This window comes from Enterobacter sp. BNK-22, assembly GCF_048684805.1.
GTDB classification, from domain to species: domain Bacteria; phylum Pseudomonadota; class Gammaproteobacteria; order Enterobacterales; family Enterobacteriaceae; genus Enterobacter; species Enterobacter quasiroggenkampii.
In genome coordinates, this window is record NZ_JBLQTT010000001.1 from 2,434,705 (window position 1) to 2,450,515 (window position 15,811).

The 15,811-nt window shown below is 57.9% G+C and carries 17 protein-coding genes and 1 pseudogene; 12 read left to right on the top strand and 6 right to left on the bottom strand.

What is annotated here, in order from left to right:
• Window positions 1–171 precede the first annotated feature (171 nt).
• From ppiB to mnmH, 6 genes and pseudogenes are all read left to right on the top strand, one after another.
• Entirely contained in the window at window positions 172–666 is a 495-nt protein-coding gene (ppiB, locus tag ACMGGE_RS11535; protein ID WP_008499327.1) for a peptidylprolyl isomerase B, read from the top strand.
• Between the two features lie 3 nt (window positions 667–669).
• Window positions 670–1,391, top strand: a pseudogene (gene lpxH, locus ACMGGE_RS11540) (UDP-2,3-diacylglucosamine diphosphatase).
• 137 nt (window positions 1,392–1,528) lie between these two features.
• The gene (locus ACMGGE_RS11545; RefSeq protein WP_008499325.1) at window positions 1,529–1,738 is read left to right on the top strand and encodes a YdgH/BhsA/McbA-like domain containing protein; all 210 of its coding nucleotides are present in this window, start codon (window positions 1,529–1,531) and stop codon (window positions 1,736–1,738) included.
• A gap of 171 nt (window positions 1,739–1,909) precedes the next feature.
• On the top strand, window positions 1,910–2,419 hold the full coding sequence (purE, locus tag ACMGGE_RS11550; RefSeq protein WP_420293777.1) for a 5-(carboxyamino)imidazole ribonucleotide mutase: 510 nt from the start codon (window positions 1,910–1,912) through the stop codon (window positions 2,417–2,419).
• On the top strand, window positions 2,416–3,483 hold the full coding sequence (gene purK, locus ACMGGE_RS11555; RefSeq protein ID WP_048030139.1) for a 5-(carboxyamino)imidazole ribonucleotide synthase: 1,068 nt from the start codon (window positions 2,416–2,418) through the stop codon (window positions 3,481–3,483). Before purE ends, purK begins: the two co-directional genes overlap by 4 nt.
• 85 nt (window positions 3,484–3,568) lie before the next feature.
• Window positions 3,569–4,639 carry a tRNA 2-selenouridine(34) synthase MnmH gene (mnmH, locus tag ACMGGE_RS11560; RefSeq protein WP_262822757.1) on the top strand — a complete coding sequence of 357 codons (1,071 nt, stop codon included), beginning with the start codon at window positions 3,569–3,571 and terminating at the stop codon, window positions 4,637–4,639.
• Between the two features lie 90 nt (window positions 4,640–4,729).
• Here the strand turns inward: mnmH and ACMGGE_RS11565 are convergent, their stop codons facing one another.
• The 3 genes from ACMGGE_RS11565 to ybbA form a co-directional block, all read right to left on the bottom strand.
• Entirely contained in the window at window positions 4,730–5,875 is a 1,146-nt protein-coding gene (locus ACMGGE_RS11565; protein ID WP_048030137.1) for a porin, read from the bottom strand.
• Window positions 5,876–6,058: 183 nt separating this feature from the next.
• Window positions 6,059–8,473, bottom strand: coding sequence for a putative ABC transporter permease subunit YbbP (ybbP, locus tag ACMGGE_RS11570; protein WP_420293778.1), 2,415 nt, complete (start codon window positions 8,471–8,473; stop codon window positions 6,059–6,061).
• Complete coding sequence (gene ybbA, locus ACMGGE_RS11575; RefSeq protein ID WP_008499319.1) at window positions 8,470–9,156, bottom strand: putative ABC transporter ATP-binding protein YbbA; 687 nt, start codon at window positions 9,154–9,156, stop codon at window positions 8,470–8,472. Before ybbA ends, ybbP begins: the two co-directional genes overlap by 4 nt.
• Here ybbA and tesA point away from each other — a divergent pair.
• From tesA to ACMGGE_RS11590, 3 genes are read left to right on the top strand one after another with little or no spacing between them, the layout of a single operon-like run.
• A complete protein-coding gene (gene tesA / locus ACMGGE_RS11580; protein WP_028015818.1) occupies window positions 9,127–9,750 on the top strand; it encodes a multifunctional acyl-CoA thioesterase I/protease I/lysophospholipase L1 in 624 nt (207 codons plus the stop codon). The two genes, ybbA and tesA, sit on opposite strands and share 30 nt — an antisense overlap.
• A 28-nt stretch (window positions 9,751–9,778) precedes the next feature.
• Window positions 9,779–10,549 carry an SDR family oxidoreductase gene (locus ACMGGE_RS11585; protein ID WP_023617270.1) on the top strand — a complete coding sequence of 257 codons (771 nt, stop codon included), beginning with the start codon at window positions 9,779–9,781 and terminating at the stop codon, window positions 10,547–10,549.
• A 58-nt stretch (window positions 10,550–10,607) separates the two neighbouring features.
• Window positions 10,608–11,462 carry a co-chaperone YbbN gene (locus ACMGGE_RS11590; RefSeq protein WP_023293125.1) on the top strand — a complete coding sequence of 285 codons (855 nt, stop codon included), beginning with the start codon at window positions 10,608–10,610 and terminating at the stop codon, window positions 11,460–11,462.
• Between the two features lie 87 nt (window positions 11,463–11,549).
• Here ACMGGE_RS11590 and fetB read toward each other — a convergent pair whose 3' ends face one another.
• Together fetB and fetA are read right to left on the bottom strand one after the other, a co-directional pair.
• A complete protein-coding gene (gene fetB / locus ACMGGE_RS11595) occupies window positions 11,550–12,332 on the bottom strand; it encodes an iron efflux ABC transporter permease subunit FetB (RefSeq protein ID WP_023617520.1) in 783 nt (260 codons plus the stop codon).
• Window positions 12,325–12,996: an iron efflux ABC transporter ATP-binding subunit FetA gene (gene fetA / locus ACMGGE_RS11600; RefSeq protein WP_048030129.1), complete on the bottom strand. Its 672-nt coding sequence runs from the start codon at window positions 12,994–12,996 to the stop codon at window positions 12,325–12,327. The genes fetB and fetA overlap by 8 nt, the downstream gene beginning before the upstream one ends.
• A gap of 143 nt (window positions 12,997–13,139) precedes the next feature.
• Here fetA and ACMGGE_RS11605 point away from each other — a divergent pair, with 143 nt between their 5' ends.
• From ACMGGE_RS11605 to ACMGGE_RS11615, 3 genes are read left to right on the top strand one after another with little or no spacing between them, the layout of a single operon-like run.
• Window positions 13,140–13,991: a hypothetical protein gene (locus ACMGGE_RS11605; RefSeq protein ID WP_045909737.1), complete on the top strand. Its 852-nt coding sequence runs from the start codon at window positions 13,140–13,142 to the stop codon at window positions 13,989–13,991.
• Window positions 13,992–14,035: 44 nt separating this feature from the next.
• Window positions 14,036–14,950, top strand: coding sequence for an SPFH domain-containing protein (locus ACMGGE_RS11610; protein ID WP_008499312.1), 915 nt, complete (start codon window positions 14,036–14,038; stop codon window positions 14,948–14,950).
• Window positions 14,947–15,399, top strand: a complete 453-nt coding sequence (locus ACMGGE_RS11615) for an NfeD family protein (protein ID WP_048225940.1) — start codon at window positions 14,947–14,949, stop codon at window positions 15,397–15,399. Before ACMGGE_RS11610 ends, ACMGGE_RS11615 begins: the two co-directional genes overlap by 4 nt.
• Here ACMGGE_RS11615 and cueR read toward each other — a convergent pair.
• Window positions 15,396–15,806, bottom strand: a complete 411-nt coding sequence (gene cueR / locus ACMGGE_RS11620) for a Cu(I)-responsive transcriptional regulator (RefSeq protein ID WP_045909739.1) — start codon at window positions 15,804–15,806, stop codon at window positions 15,396–15,398. The two genes, ACMGGE_RS11615 and cueR, sit on opposite strands and share 4 nt — an antisense overlap.
• Window positions 15,807–15,811 lie beyond the last annotated feature (5 nt).

Genomic DNA, 15,811 nt, shown 5'->3' on the forward strand with positions numbered 1-15,811 from the left:
AGATTCCATGTAAACACGTGTGTGGTTGAAAACCGGCTATTCTACCCGTAATTCAAACCCGAAGCAGCACACAATGCAAGGTGATCGCATCCTGTGGTTATGCTATAACAAGCCCCTATAGATGACCCGAAGGCGGGTCGACGTACCACAATAACGGAACAGGATGCAAAAATGGTTACTTTCCACACTAATCATGGCGATATCGTAATCAAAACCTTTGATGACAAAGCGCCTGAAACAGTTAAAAACTTCCTGGACTACTGCCGCGAAGGTTTCTACAACAACACCATTTTCCACCGCGTGATCAACGGTTTTATGATCCAGGGCGGCGGTTTCGAACCTGGCATGAACCAGAAAGCCACTAAAGAGCCGATCAAGAACGAAGCGAACAACGGCCTGAAAAACACCCGCGGCACGCTGGCGATGGCACGTACTCAGGCGCCTCACTCTGCTACTGCACAGTTTTTCATTAACGTGGCGGACAACGACTTCCTGAACTTCTCCGGCGAAAGCCTGCAGGGTTGGGGCTACTGCGTATTCGCAGAAGTGGTTGAAGGTATGGACGTGGTTGACAAGATCAAAGCCGTCTCTACTGGCCGCAGCGGTATGCACCAGGACGTTCCAAAAGAAGACGTTGTGATTACAAGCGTGACCGTCAGCGAGTAATTGGTGGCGACACTCTTTATTGCGGATCTTCATCTGCAAACAGAGAACCGGCGATAACCGCCGGTTTTCTGCGTTTTTTACGCGGTGAAGCGAAAAGCGCCGATGCGCTGTACATCCTGGGCGACCTCTTTGAAGCCTGGATTGGCGACGATGATCCTAACCCGCTGCACCGTGAAATGGCCGCCGCCATTCACGCGCTGGTGGATTCCGGCGTCCCCTGCTACTTCATTCACGGCAACCGTGATTTCCTGATCGGCAAGCGCTACGCCCGTGAAAGCGGCATGACGCTGCTGCCGGAAGAACAGGTGCTCAACCTCTACGGCCGCAAGGTGCTGATCATGCACGGCGACACGCTCTGCACCGACGATACCGGCTACCTGGCGTTTCGCGCCAAAGTCCACACCCCGTGGATCCAGAAGGTGTTCCTTGCCCTGCCGCTGTTTATCCGCAACCGCATCGCCGCCAGAATGCGCGCAGGCAGTAAAGCCGCCAACAGCAGCAAATCCATGACCATCATGGACGTCAATCCACAGGCGGTCGTGCGGGTGATGGAAAAGCATGACGTTCAGTGGCTCATCCACGGTCATACCCATCGTCCTGACGTGCATTCCCTTATCGCCAACGGCCAGTCCGCACACCGCGTGGTGTTGGGTGCCTGGCACACCGAAGGCTCTATGGTCAAAGTCACGCCTGAGGGTGTGGAGCTGATCGCGTTTCCGTTTTAAGCCCTCTTCATATCATTCTATTTTTTTGAACAATAACGGCAAATTGTTTCGATTTTAATCAGCCCGTGGTCGGCCTATTATTTATCACATCAGGGCAACACGCCCTATCCCAGACAAAAAACTTAAGGAATACGACCATGAAATCCATCAAAACTTTCGTTGCAGTTGCGGCTCTCTCCCTGGTTTCTTTCGGTTCTTTCGCGCAGAGCGTGAGTGCAACCGCCTCTACCCTTGACCGCGCAGAAGCGAAAATCGCTGCACAGGCTGCTGAACAGGGCGCGTCTTACAAAATCACCAGCGCGAAGGTCGACAACCGCGTCTATATGACCGCAGAACTGACGAAATAATGATTGCCCTTCGACAAAAACAGACCGCCAGAATGCGGTCTGTTTTGTTATGAATTGATGGCAACAACGGCTCAAGATTTAACCGCGCAACCGTTTTCCTTGCCCGTATAACATGCTATTCTCTGTGCCCTCGAAAGCAGTGTGTTTCGCACCACAGGAGTTTTAAGACGCATGTCTTCCCGCAATAATCCGGCGCGTGTCGCCATCGTGATGGGGTCCAAAAGCGACTGGGCTACCATGCAGTTCGCCGCCGAAATCTTTGACATCCTGAATGTTCCGCACCACGTTGAAGTGGTCTCCGCGCACCGTACACCGGACAAACTGTTTAGCTTCGCCGAAAGCGCCGAAGAGAACGGTTATGAGGTGATCATTGCCGGTGCGGGCGGCGCAGCACATCTGCCGGGCATGATTGCCGCCAAAACCCTGGTGCCGGTGCTGGGCGTCCCGGTACAAAGCGCCGCGTTAAGCGGTGTGGACAGCCTCTACTCCATCGTTCAGATGCCGCGTGGCATTCCCGTCGGCACGCTGGCGATTGGTAAAGCGGGTGCCGCCAATGCCGCCCTGCTGGCCGCGCAGATCCTGGCGACGCACGATAAAGACTTACAGCAGCGTCTGGCGGCGTGGCGTAAAGCCCAGACCGACGAGGTGCTGGACAATCCAGACCCGCGGGGTGCCGCATGAAGCAGGTTTGCGTTCTCGGTAACGGCCAGCTAGGCCGCATGCTGCGTCAGGCTGGCGAACCGCTGGCGATTTCCGTCTGGCCCGTCGGCCTGGACGCCGAGCCGGAAGCGGTACCGTTCCACCAGAGCGTCATTACCGCTGAGATCGAACGCTGGCCGGAGACCGCCCTGACCCGCGAGCTGGCGCGTCATAACGCCTTCGTTAACCGCGACGTGTTCCCGATCATTGCCGACCGTCTGACGCAAAAGCAGCTTTTCGACAAGCTGGGTCTCGCAACCGCACCGTGGCAGCTCCTGTCTGATAAAAGCGAGTGGAACGACGTCTTCGCCATGCTGGGCGAGCTGGCGATCGTGAAGCGCCGCGTAGGTGGCTACGACGGCCGCGGCCAGTGGCGCCTGCGCGCAGGCGATACCGCCGAGCTGCCGGATGATTGCTACGGCGAGTGCATTGTTGAGCAGGGCATCAACTTTAGCGGTGAAGTGTCGCTGGTTGGCGCGCGCGGTCATGACGGACATACCGTGTTTTATCCGCTGACGCATAACCTCCATCAGGACGGCATTCTGCGCACCAGCGTGGCCTTCCCGCAGGCCAATGCTGACCACCAGGCGCAGGCGGAAGAGATGCTCTCTGCCATCATGCACGAGCTCGGGTACGTGGGTGTGATGGCGATGGAGTGCTTTATCACCCCGTCTGGTCTGCTGATCAACGAGCTGGCACCGCGCGTGCACAACAGCGGCCACTGGACGCAAAACGGCGCCTCCATCAGCCAGTTCGAGCTGCACCTGCGCGCGATTACCGACCTGCCGCTGCCGCAGCCGGTGGTGAACAGCCCGTCGGTGATGATCAACCTGATCGGAACCGATCTGAACTACGACTGGCTGAAGCTGCCGCTGGTGCATCTGCACTGGTATGACAAAGAGGTTCGTCCGGGTCGTAAGGTTGGCCACCTGAACCTCAACGACAGCGACACGGGCCGTCTGAGCGCCACGCTGGAAGCCATGATCCCGCTCCTGCCGCCGGAATACGCGAGCGGTATTGTCTGGGCACAGTCAAAGCTTAAATAGTTATCCCTCCGCCGGGGAGTTGACCTCCTCTTTCCCCGGCGTACAATTCCCGCCCATTGCTGCTTAGCTTTCTTCTGGAATAACCATGAACGATGGAATGGACTATCGCGCGATCCTCGCGTCCGATACCCCTTTAATCGACGTTCGCGCGCCGATCGAATTTGCCCAGGGCGCGATGCCAGCGGCAGTCAACCTGCCTTTAATGAATGATGACGAGCGCGCCGCCGTCGGCACCTGTTATAAACGTCAGGGACCAGACGCCGCGCTGGCGCTCGGCCATCGCCTGGTGAGCGGCGACACGCGTGAGGCCCGCATCAACGCCTGGCGCGAAGCCAGCCTTGCCCATCCTGCGGGCTTTCTCTGCTGCGCGCGCGGCGGCCAGCGCTCGCATATCTCGCAGGCCTGGCTGAAAGAGGCGGGTATCGACTACCCGCTGATCCGCGGTGGCTATAAGGCCCTGCGCCAGACGGCAATTCAGGTGACCATTGAGCAGTCGCAAAAGCCGATGGTGCTTATTGGCGGCTGTACCGGGAACGGTAAAACCCTGCTGGTGAAGCAGCATGCACAGGGTATCGATCTGGAAGGACTGGCACACCATCGCGGTTCATCGTTTGGTCGCACGCTGACGCCGCAGCTTTCCCAGGCCAGCTTTGAAAATCACCTTGCGGTTGAGCTATTGAAAAAAGACGCCGCGCGCTGGGTACTGGAAGATGAAGGTCGGATGATTGGCTCTAACCACCTGCCAGCCTGCCTGCGCGACCGCATGGTTGAAGCCCCTATCGTGGTGGTAGAGGATCCGTTTGAGATCCGTCTTGAACGCCTGCGCGAAGAGTATTTCGACCATATGTGGGCGGATTTTTCTGCCGCCTACGGCGAGGAAGCAGGCTGGAAAGAATACAGCCAGTACCTGCATCACGGCCTGTTCGCCATTCGTCGCCGCTTGGGGCTGCAGCGCTTTGCGGAATTTACCGCGCTGTTAGATTCCGCGCTGTTGGAACAGCAACGATCTGGCCGCACGGACGCGCACTTCAGCTGGCTTGCGCCGCTCCTGAAGGACTATTACGACCCAATGTACGGCTATCAGCTGGAGAAAAAGGCGGAAAAGATTGTGTATCGCGGGACGTACGAAGAAATTGCTGAGTGGCTTGATCGCTGAAAAATAAAGCCGGGTGGCGGCTACGCCTTACCCGGCCTACGCGTACTGTTGTAGCCCCGGTAAGCGCAGCGCCACCGGGGAACAGACGGCTTAGAAGTCGTAACGCAGACGCACCAGGTTCATGTCGCCCAGGTTGTCGGTGCTGGAGGTGAACACGTGTTCGTAATCCACGCGGAAACCGTAATCCAGCTGGAAGCTAATACCCACGCCGTTGTCGATGCGCTGGTAGTTACGGCCGTTCACGTACTCAATGCGGTCACCCATGAAGTAAGGCTGGATGGATTTAACCGCATACTGACCGATTGGGAATTTATAACCTGCGAAGTACTCAATACCCCACGCGTCGCCCGCAAAGTAATCGTTAACAGACACTTTTTTGGTGGTCAGGAAGTTCTGGTACCAGCCGCCGCCTGCGGAGAAGGTCCAGTTGTCCGGGGTCCAGCTCAGCGCGGTACCGAGGATATTCTGGTCGTAGGTTTTGCTGTCGCCGTTGTCCGGGTTACGCATGTCGGCGCGGGTGTAGTTCCACGCGGCGCCCCAGGTCAGGTCGGTAGTCAGGTGGTAATCCAGGCCCAGTGAACCGCCGCCTTTACGCTTGTAGCGCAGGCCGTTGCCCGGCAGGTATTCACTGTCTTCAAACAGGTAGGATGCATAAATATCAGCATCGCCCACGGTTTTCTTATATTTCAGCATCTGGCGTGAACGGTAAGAACCGTCGTAGTCGCCGTTGATCCCGTTACCTGGCGCCTGAGCGATCATGTCGTAGTCCCAGATATCGGTTTTCGCGCCCACCACATCATAGTAAACGCTGTTCTGTTGACCGAAGGTCAGCGTACCCCAGGTGTCGCTCTTCAGACCGGTGTAGAGCATACGACGCGTGGTGTCGTGTGCGCCTTCGGCGTAGTGGTGATCCCAGTTAAACTGCGCAGGAATGTTCACACCCAGCTCGTAGTAGCTGATCCAGCTGATGTCATCAAACAGGTAGTAATCTGCAGCGAAACGGAAGCGGGTGCCGCCGTCAAAGCCGTTACGCTTGTAGCTGTTTTTACCGTCGTCGCCGGTCATGTTCTGGAACTGAGGACGAATACTGCCGCCAACGGTGAAGTTCAGGCGGCTCAGCGGGTTACCCGCCTGAGGATCCTGCTTAAGAACGGTGATTTCCGCCTGAGAAGCGAAGGTCGTTAATGCCACTGCCGCGCCGATCGTTGCCGCCAGCGCTGATTTTTTTATAGTCATTATTTTTCCTTAATAGACACGCTGCTAAATATTTAGCGGGTGAATATTAACTGGAAATAATCGGGCTGTGTGGTTGGGTTTTTAATGTTTTGTGCTACTAAATGAGTGGGTATTATCACTTTGTGCTATTTAAACACTACGCACCGGCATAAAAATCCGGTGCGTAATTATCACCATACTAAATCAACTCGCAAACTGACGGAACAGGGCTTTGCCCTTTAACAGCCGCGTGCCGAGCCAGCCTCCGCAGAGAGAAAGTAGCGCAGCGCCGCACAGAGGCAGGATCAACCAAAGACGCCAGTCAGGCTCCCACGGGAAGTCGAAGACCTTTGTCTGCAGCACCGCCAGCGCCGTCTCTGCGCCAATGGCGGCCACCAGACCGGCCACCAGCCCCAGCAGCGCAAACTCGCTCCAGAGCGTCATTCGCAGCAGCCGCTTACCGGCCCCCAGCGTGCGGTATACCACCAGCTCCTGATGGCGCTGGCGCATGCCCACCTGCACCTGGGCCAGCAGCAACAGCACGCCGCAGATCGTCACCAGCACCACCATGACCTCCAGCGCGCGGCTCACCTGCTCCAGCACCTGCCCCACCTGCTTCAGGATCGCCCCAATATCCAGCAGGCTGACCGTTGGAAACTCCCGGTTAAGCTGGGTCAGCATGCCGTTGCCGTTTTCCCAGCGGAAGCTGGTCAGCCAGCTCTGGGGCTGCCCGTCCAGCGCCCCCGGCGGGAAGATAAAGAAGAAGTTGGGCCGCAGGCTTTCCCAGTCCACTTTACGCAGGCTGGTCACTTTCGCGGTGAAATCCTGGGTATCCCCTGTGAAGGTAACGCTGTCTCCCAGCTTCACGTTCAAGCGCGTCGCCAGCCCCTCCTCCATCGACACCTCTCCCACTTTCGGCGGCCAGGTGCCGGCGGTTATCGGGTTGTGGTCAGGGCGTTTCTCCTGCCAGGTGAGGTTCAGCTCGCGGTTAAGCGACTCGTCCTTGTTCCCCTCCGTTGGCTGCCCGTTGATCTGCGTCAGACGCGCGCGAACGATGGGATAGAACGACTCGGGGATGATGTGATGCTCCGCCAGGAAGCCCTTCAGCGGCGTAACCTGCTCAGGGGCGATATTGATCAGGAAATAGTTCGGGCTTTCCGGCGGAAGCTGCTGCTGCCAGCGATCGAGCAGATCGCCGCGCAGCACCAGCAGCAGTGCCAGCAGCATAAACGACAGCGAGAACGCCGACAGCTGGCTGAGCGTAGACCAGGGCTGGTGCAGCAGACGGTTGACCGCCAGGCGCACGGGCAGGGATTTTACCGTCACCCTTTTCAGGAGGTTAAGCAGTATCCAGCCCAGCACGCCGCACAGCAGCGCCAGCACAACCGCCCCGGCCAGCACCGCCCACAGCAGCGTGCTGCCGCCCATCAGCCACGCCAGCAGCCCCACCGCCACCGCAATAATCACCGGAAGGTAGAACTTCAGCGGCCAGACGTTCGCCACGACATCGTTGCGAAGCACGCGCAGCGGCTGCGTGGCGAGCAGCAGGCGGTAAGGCCGGAGCCCCACCAGCACCGAGATCACCGTCATCACGCCCATCGCCCACAGCCACGGCCAGAGGCTGGCCGGCGGCAATGCGGCCGGGAGCACCGGTTTTAGCATCACCATCAGCAGTTTTTCAAACAGCAGCCCCATTATTCCGCCGGTCAGCGCCGACAGGACCAGCAGCATCAGCCACTGGCCGACGATCAGCTTGCGCAGCTGCGCCCGCCCCGCCCCCAGGGTTTTGAGGATCGCCACCAGGTCGTAGCGGCTGCGGCAGTAGTGCCCCATCGCCACGGCCACCGCCGCCACCGCCAGCAGCAGGGTCAACAGGGCCGACAGCAGCAGGAACTGCTGAGAGCGCTCCAGAGATTTACCGAGTGCCCCCTCGTCCTGCTCCAGCCCGTACCAGCGATGTTCCGGTTTGAGCTGCGGCAGAAGCCATTTTTCATACGCGTCAAGCTGGGCGGGCGTGCCGCCAAATTTATAGCGCCAGGTAACGCGGCTGCCCGGCTGTACCGCATGGGTGGCCGCGACATCCGCGGTGTTCATCAGCAGACGCGGCGCAAGCTGGAACGGGTTAAATCCGCCGTCGGGCTCCTGCACCACTTCCCCGGCAATCCTGAGGGTAGCGTCACCGACGTCGATACTGTCGCCGGGTTTCAGGTTCAGCAGCGCCATCAGACGCGATGCCAGCAGCACCGTACCGGGCGTCGGCTTTAATCCCGGCGGGCGGGTCTGCAAGTCACCGTACATCGGGTAGATATTATCGACGGCCTTGACGCTCGCCAGCTGCGGCGTGTCGCCCGCGAAGGTCATGGTCTGGAAGGTGAGCTGCTCCCCCACCTTCAGCCCTTCTTTGCGCGCTGCTTCAATCCAGCCCGGCGGCACGGGGCGGGAGCTTTCCAGCGCCCTGTCCCCCGCCATAAACTCCCGGCTCTGCTGGCTGAGCCCTTTTTCCATGCGGTCGCTGACGCTGCCGAGCGCCAGCACGCAGGCCACCGCCAGGCTGAGCGCCAGCCAGACAATCAGCAGCGAGGGCGAGCGCCACTCGCGCCAGAACCAGCGGGTAATCATGCTTCCTCCTGCAGAACACCGTTGACCAGCCGCAGGCGACGGTCGCAGCGCGCCGCGAGCTGCGGATCGTGGGTCACGAGGATAAGCGTAGTGCCGTGCTCGCGGTTGAGCGAAAACAGCAGGTCGGCAATCCTGTCGCCGGTTTTACGGTCAAGGTTGCCGGTAGGCTCATCGGCAAACAGCACCTCAGGGCGGCCGTTAAACGCGCGGGCCAGCGCCACGCGCTGCTGCTCACCGCCGGAAAGCTGGGCGGGAAGATGGTCGAGACGTTTCCCCAGACCGAGCTGTTCCAGCAGCGCCTTCGCGTGAGCGCGGCTTTCACGGCTATTTTCACCGCGCAGCAGCGCCGGGAGCTCGACGTTCTCCAGTGCGTTCAGGGTCGGGATCAGCATAAAGGACTGAAAGACAAAACCAACGTGACGCGCGCGCAGCGCGGCCCGCGCCTCTTCATCAAGCTGATGCAGCGGCTGCCCGACAAGGTGGACCTCACCGCTGCTGCCGTCGTCCAGACCGGCTAAAATCGCCAGCAGCGTGGACTTACCGGAACCGGATTCGCCAATCAGCGCAATGGTTTCAGCGCGTTTGACAACGAGTTCAACTCCGGTAAGGATGGAAAGCTCGTGCTCCCCCTGACCGACGGACTTCTTAAGATGATGAACTTCAACACTGTTTTCCGCTGGCATTTGCCCTTCCTGTTTTTGATTCTGATGACTTTCCGCGCGGCGGCAGCGGACACGTTACTGGTTCTCGGCGACAGCCTGAGCGCTGGCTATCGCATGGCGGCCAGCGCGGCCTGGCCCGCTCTGCTTAATGACAAATGGCAGAGCAAAACGGCTGTAATCAACGCCAGCATCAGCGGCGACACCTCGCAGCAGGGGCTGTCGCGCCTGCCTGCGCTGCTCAAACAGCATCAGCCACGGTGGGTGCTGGTTGAGCTTGGCGGTAATGATGGCCTGCGCGGTTTCCAGCCTCAGCAAACGGAGAATACACTGCGCACCATTTTGCAGGACATCAGGGCGGCAAACGCCCAGCCGCTGCTGATGCAAATTCGCCTGCCCGCCAACTACGGTCGTCGGTATAATGAGGCCTTTAGCGCGATCTACCCCAAGCTTGCCAAAGAGTTTGATATTCCGCTGCTGCCATTTTTCATGGAAGAGGTCTATCTCAAACCCCAGTGGATGCAAGACGACGGGATCCACCCCAATCGCGATGCGCAGCCGTTTATTGCCGACTGGATGGCAACGCGGCTGGCTCCTTTAGTTAAACATGACTCCTGATTAAGCGGAGATCCTGACAGGTAAAGTTATGCAAAAATCGGTCTTAATTACAGGATGTTCTAGCGGAATCGGCCTGGAAAGCGCGCTCGAATTAAAGCGCCAGGGGTTTCGGGTTCTGGCGGCCTGCCGCAAACCCGACGATGTCGAACGCATGAACGGTCTGGGCTTTACCGGCGTGCTGCTGGATATGGACTCGCCGGAGAGCGTTGAGCGCGCCGCCGATGAGGTGATCGCACTGACCGGTAATCGTCTGTACGGCCTGTTTAATAATGCCGGCTACGGCGTGTATGGCCCGCTGGACACCCTCTCCCGCGAAACGCTGGAGAAGCAGTTTTCGACCAACTTCTTCGGCGTGCATCAGCTCACCATGCGTCTGCTCCCCGCGATGCTGCCGCACGGTGAAGGGCGCATCGTGATGACGTCGTCGGTGATGGGGCTAATTTCCACCCCGGGCCGCGGCGCCTACGCCGCCAGCAAATATGCGCTTGAGGCCTGGTCCGACGCCCTGCGCATGGAGTTACGCCACAGCGGTATCAAGGTCAGCCTGATTGAACCCGGCCCGATCCGCACCCGCTTTACCGAAAACGTAAACCAGACGCAGGCGGATAAACCGGTCGAGAACCCCGGCATCGCCGCACGTTTTACCCTCGGGCCAGAGGCGGTGGTGGCCAAAGTGCGCCATGCTTTTGAGAGTGAACATCCCAAAATGCGCTATCCGGTGACGCTGGTCACCCATGCCGTCGGCTGGTTAAAACGCCTGCTGCCGGGCCGGATAATGGACAAAATTTTACACGGTTGAGTTGAAGCGCCGACGCGCAACCCCATGTAAAGAACAAACCGACAAAAGAGAAAGCCGCATGTCCGTACAGAATATCGTCAATATCACAGAAGCTAACCTGCAACAGACGCTTGAACAGTCGATGACCAAACCGGTCCTGTTCTACTTCTGGTCTGAACGTAGCCAACACTGTCTGCAGCTGACGCCGGTGCTGGAAAGCCTTGCCGCCCAGTACAACGGTCAGTTCATTCTCGCGAAGCTGGATTGTGACGCCGAGCCGATGGTCGCGTCTCAGTTTGGTCTGCGCGCCATTCCTACCGTCTATCTGTTCCAGAACGGCCAGCCTGTTGATGGCTTCCAGGGGCCACAGCCGGAAGAGGCAATCCGTGCCCTGCTGGATAAAGTGCTGCCGCGCGAAGAAGAGCTGAAAGCGCAGGAAGGCATGGCGCTGATGCAGGAAGGCAAATACGACGAGGCGCTGCCGCTGCTCAAAGAGGCATGGCAGCTGTCAAAACAGAACAGTCAGATTGGCCTGCTGCTGGCGGAAACGCAGATCGCCCTGCACCGCTCAGAAGACGCGGAAGCCGTACTCAAGACGGTTCCGCTGCAGGATCAGGACACCCGCTATCAGGGGCTGGTTGCACAAATTGAGCTGCTTAAGCAGGCGGCGGATACCCCGGAGATTCAGCAGCTGCAGCAGCAGGTTGCCGACAACCCGGCGGACGCCGCGCTGGCAAGCCAGCTGGCGCTGCAACTGCATCAGGTGGGGCGTAACGAAGAGGCGCTTGAGCTGCTCTTCAGCCATCTGCAAAAAGATTTAGCCGCCGCAGACGGTCAGGCGCGCAAGATGTTCCAGGAGATCCTGGCCGCGCTGGGCACCGGAGACGCGCTGGCGTCGAAATATCGCCGTCAGCTTTACGCGTTGTTGTATTGATGCACTTTGCCCGGTGACGGCTTCACCTTACCGGGCCTACAAAAGCACGAATCGTAGGCCGGGCAAACGCAGTGCCGCCCGGCACAATCACCGCACCTTTTTCAACTGCGTCACCACCAGCTGGTGACGCGCGTTGTAGAACTTCCGATAGGTCAGGTAGCAGGCAATGATGGTGGACAGGCTTGCCGTGGAAAGCAGCATAAACGTCACCATGATCTGGTACTTAATCGCTTTTACCGGATCGATACCGGCAAAAATCAGCCCCGACATCATGCCCGGCAGGCTCACCAGCCCCACCGTTTTGGCGGAATCTACCGTAGGGATCAGCGATGAGCGAATGCTCTCGCGAATCAGCCGCGCCGAGGCCACTTTTGGCGTTGCCCCCAGGCTCAGTTTCTCCTGCAGCTGCTGTTGTTCGCTGCTGAAACGCTGGCCGAGGTTGTTATAACAGAGCCCAACGGCCACCATCGCGTTCCCCGCAATCATCCCGGAAATAGGGATAACCTGCATCGGCGTAAACTCAATCGAGCCGGAAAGTACCAGCACCGCCAGCGTGAGCGCCGTTCCGGTGGTAATCGCGATAAACGATGAAACAAACGCCTTATCGATGTATTTACTGCGCTTTTGCGCATTCCACGCCGCGTTAAAGCAGATAAAGAGCACCATCAGCAGCGTCAGCACCGCGTGGTTAACGTTGAAGATATACTTCAGCACATAGCCGACGATGATGAGCTGAATCACCGCGCGGCAGATACTCCATACGATATCTTTTTCCAGCCCCAGCTTTTCGCGGTAGCTGACCACGATCGCAATCAGCACCAGCACCATCGAAAAGGCCAGCGATTCGTTGGTAATGTTGTGTTCACCCACGGTTTGCCTCCTGCATTTTCCCGCCGTGCGGCTGGAGCGTAATAACGTCATCCGCATGGGTTATTTCGTTAGCGTCGTGCGTCACCCACAGCACGGCAATATTTTGCTCACGGGCGTAACGATGAATAATCTCGTTAACGTTGCGCTTGTTGACGTCATCGAGCGCGCTGGTAATTTCGTCCAGCAACAACACCTTCGGTAAAAACTGCAGGTTGCGGATCAGCGAGACCCGCTGCTTTTCGCCGCCCGACAGCGCGTTGATGGATTTGCTCAGCGTCTCCTGCGCCAGGCCAAAGCGGGCCAGATCCTGGATAAACTTTTCCGGCTCCGGCGTTTTATTGCGGATTTGCCACGGGAAAATCAGGTTGTCATAGACCGTATCGCCAAAAAGCACGGGCGTTTGCACGCAGTACGAGACCTGCTGGCGATAGCTTTCCGGAGAAAGCGAGGCGATATCCTCGCCTTCAAACAGAATGGCGCCCTCCGTCGGGCTGAGGAGTGACGCCACAATCTTCAGCAGCGTGCTTTTACCACAGCCTGAGGGACCCGTGATTAATTTAAACTCGCCCGGCGACAGGCTAAACCCGACGTGCTGCAGGATCGTGTTTTCCCCGACTCGAAATCCGACATCCCTGAGCAGTAATACGTTTCTTTTATCGTTCATCGCGCTTCCATTGACCGCTTCGTGTAATAACCGCCTGTAGCATAATCCTTTCGCCCGCACAGCGCGAATAGCCTCACGCTGAAGCAAGTGTTAAACTTTTTGTTTGCAAATTGTCACCTTCATCACTACAGGAAGTATGCGACATGGCACATATCTTTTATGAGTTTCCCTCCCTGAAGCCTGGTGTTCCTGATGTCGAAACATTAATGGAAGTCATCAAATCGTCGGAGCTCACGCGTTTTGTGATAGGTGCAGAGGTGGTGGACTTTGTTAAGAAGGCACTCATCGTGAACACCACGATCGGCAGCTTCAAAAATTGCTATTTCGCCTTCGACAACGGAACACACTTCCTTGAATTTGACGGTGAAGGCAAATCAAAACGCTTCAATGAGGTGCCGGACTGGTTCGTCTCTCCGGCGGAATTTTCACGCACCCAGTGGCTTATCAACCACAATCTTGCGGATGTGAAAGCCACACAGTTCATTGACGTCCTGATGTCCTACCCGCTGAAAGCGCGCCGCGCGCATTGCAATTTGCTGTTCGGACTGGAGCTGGAAAAGGTGAACGCGGTTCCGGCCGCGGCGTCAGCGGCAGGTAAAATCGGCAATAAAAACGGTAAAACCACCAAGCCCCGCGTCACCGATCTGGGCTCGTTCGAGCTGTTCAGCCAGTTCTTTGCGCGCATGAAAACCGCCGTGCTGGCTGATGAGTTCCCGACTCTGCAGATCCTGACGGGCATGGATAACCTGGCAAAAGCGCCGCATAATTTAAAGCAGGGCATCAGAACCTGGTTTAAAGCCATCGCGGGCGACCTTCCACCGAATAACAAACGCGTTGAAGCGGGGAATGCCGTTCTGTTCTGCGCCCCCATTCGTGAACAGATCCAGCGTATCGAAGCGCTGGGGCTGGAGAATTACTACCAGGGATTATCGAAAGCCATTGCTGAAGCGGGTGATGGATTCATCTCTGACTTTACCTATACTTACGAGCAATAAACACACACTTTCACTCGCCACAGCATGCAAAACAGGAGGTTTTTATGCTTATCGTTGTTCCCGTCCTTATTTTCGTTGCGCTGGTTATCGTAGGCGCCGGCGTCAAAATTGTCCCTCAGGGTTATCAGTGGACCGTCGAGCGTTTCGGCCGATACACCAACACACTCCAGCCAGGCTTAAGCCTGATTGTTCCCTTCATGGACAGAATTGGTCGCAAGATCAACATGATGGAGCAGGTTCTGGACATTCCGTCCCAGGAAGTGATCTCCAAGGATAACGCCAACGTCACCATCGACGCTGTCTGCTTTATTCAGGTGATTGACGCGCCGAAAGCGGCCTATGAGGTCAGCAACCTGGAGCTGGCGATCGTCAACCTGACGATGACCAACATCCGTACCGTGCTCGGCTCGATGGAGCTGGACGAGATGCTTTCCCAGCGCGACAGCATCAACACCCGCCTGCTGCACATTGTTGACGAGGCTACCAACCCGTGGGGGATCAAAGTTACCCGCATCGAGATCCGCGACGTGCGCCCGCCGGCGGAGCTGATCGCCTCCATGAACGCCCAGATGAAAGCCGAGCGAACCAAGCGCGCCTATATTCTAGAAGCCGAAGGGGTACGTCAGGCGGAGATCCTCAAAGCGGAAGGGGAAAAACAGTCGCAGATCCTGAAAGCGGAAGGTGATCGTCAGTCCGCGTTCTTACAGGCGGAAGCCCGCGAGCGTTCCGCCGAAGCGGAAGCCCGCGCAACGCAAATGGTGTCCGAGGCGATTGCCGCCGGTGATATTCAGGCCGTGAACTACTTTGTCGCGCAAAAATATACCGACGCGCTGAAAGAGATTGGCTCGGCGAACAACAGCAAAGTGGTGATGATGCCGCTGGATGCCAGCAGCCTGATGGGCTCTATCGCGGGCATAGCCGAACTGATCAAGGACAGCGGAAACGAGCGTAAAAAATGATTGAGCTGATCGTTGCACATCCTCATGCCTTCTGGCTAAGCCTCGGCGGCTTATTGCTGGCGGCGGAGATGCTGGGCGGCAACGGCTACCTGCTCTGGAGCGGTGTTGCCGCCGTCATTACCGGTCTTCTGGTCTGGATCCTTCCCCTGGAGTGGGCGTGGCAGGGCGCGCTGTTTGCCGTGCTGACGCTGGTGGCCGCCTGGCTGTGGTGGCGCTGGCTCAACCGGCGGGTTAACGAGCAGAAACCGGTGGACGCCCACCTTAACCAGCGCGGACAGCAGATTGTCGGCAAGCGTTTTACGCTCGACAGCACGCTGGTGAACGGACGTGGGCACATGCGGGTAGGTGACAGTTCGTGGCCGGTGGTGGCCGACGATGACCTCAGCGCCGGCACGCGGGTGGAGGTCATCGCGGTGGAGGGCATTACCCTGCGGGTAAAAGCCTGCTAAGCGTGGGTTTTGCGGTGGCAGCAGCCGGCAAGGTTATCGATAATCGGGCAGTCGGCGCTGTCATCCCCCGGACAGGACGCCGCGAGCTGCAGCAGCTGTTCGCGCATCGCCTGTAGCTCGACGATGTGGCGTTCAATTTCGGCCACCTTTTCCAGTGTGCGTTTTTTCACGTCGGCGCTGTGACGCTTTGGATCGTTGAACAGGTTAACCAGCTCGCCGCACTCTTCCAGATTAAAACCGACCTGTCTTGCCTGGCGCAGCAGCGTCAGTTCATCCAGATGCAGCTGCGTGTAGCTACGGTAGCCGTTTTCACTGCGCAGCGGCGGCGTCACCAGCCCCTTCTCTTCATAAAAGCGAATCGCTTTGCTGGTTAAGCCGGTTTTTTTTGCCACATCACTGATATTCACATTTC

Excerpts from the sequence above, each read along its gene's own strand:
- ppiB (WP_008499327.1), top strand. The coding sequence starts at position 172 with ATGGTTACTTTCCACACTAATCATGGCGATATCGTAATCAAAACCTTT.
- ACMGGE_RS11545 (WP_008499325.1), top strand. The coding sequence starts at position 1,529 with ATGAAATCCATCAAAACTTTCGTTGCAGTTGCGGCTCTCTCCCTGGTT.
- purE (WP_420293777.1), top strand. The coding sequence starts at position 1,910 with ATGTCTTCCCGCAATAATCCGGCGCGTGTCGCCATCGTGATGGGGTCC.
- purK (WP_048030139.1), top strand. The coding sequence starts at position 2,416 with ATGAAGCAGGTTTGCGTTCTCGGTAACGGCCAGCTAGGCCGCATGCTG.
- mnmH (WP_262822757.1), top strand. The coding sequence starts at position 3,569 with ATGAACGATGGAATGGACTATCGCGCGATCCTCGCGTCCGATACCCCT.
- ACMGGE_RS11565 (WP_048030137.1), bottom strand. The coding sequence starts at position 5,875 with ATGACTATAAAAAAATCAGCGCTGGCGGCAACGATCGGCGCGGCAGTG.
- ybbP (WP_420293778.1), bottom strand. The coding sequence starts at position 8,473 with ATGATTACCCGCTGGTTCTGGCGCGAGTGGCGCTCGCCCTCGCTGCTG.
- tesA (WP_028015818.1), top strand. The coding sequence starts at position 9,127 with ATGAACTTCAACACTGTTTTCCGCTGGCATTTGCCCTTCCTGTTTTTG.
- ybbA (WP_008499319.1), bottom strand. The coding sequence starts at position 9,156 with ATGCCAGCGGAAAACAGTGTTGAAGTTCATCATCTTAAGAAGTCCGTC.
- ACMGGE_RS11585 (WP_023617270.1), top strand. The coding sequence starts at position 9,779 with ATGCAAAAATCGGTCTTAATTACAGGATGTTCTAGCGGAATCGGCCTG.
- ACMGGE_RS11590 (WP_023293125.1), top strand. The coding sequence starts at position 10,608 with ATGTCCGTACAGAATATCGTCAATATCACAGAAGCTAACCTGCAACAG.
- fetA (WP_048030129.1), bottom strand. The coding sequence starts at position 12,996 with ATGAACGATAAAAGAAACGTATTACTGCTCAGGGATGTCGGATTTCGA.
- ACMGGE_RS11605 (WP_045909737.1), top strand. The coding sequence starts at position 13,140 with ATGGCACATATCTTTTATGAGTTTCCCTCCCTGAAGCCTGGTGTTCCT.
- ACMGGE_RS11610 (WP_008499312.1), top strand. The coding sequence starts at position 14,036 with ATGCTTATCGTTGTTCCCGTCCTTATTTTCGTTGCGCTGGTTATCGTA.
- ACMGGE_RS11615 (WP_048225940.1), top strand. The coding sequence starts at position 14,947 with ATGATTGAGCTGATCGTTGCACATCCTCATGCCTTCTGGCTAAGCCTC.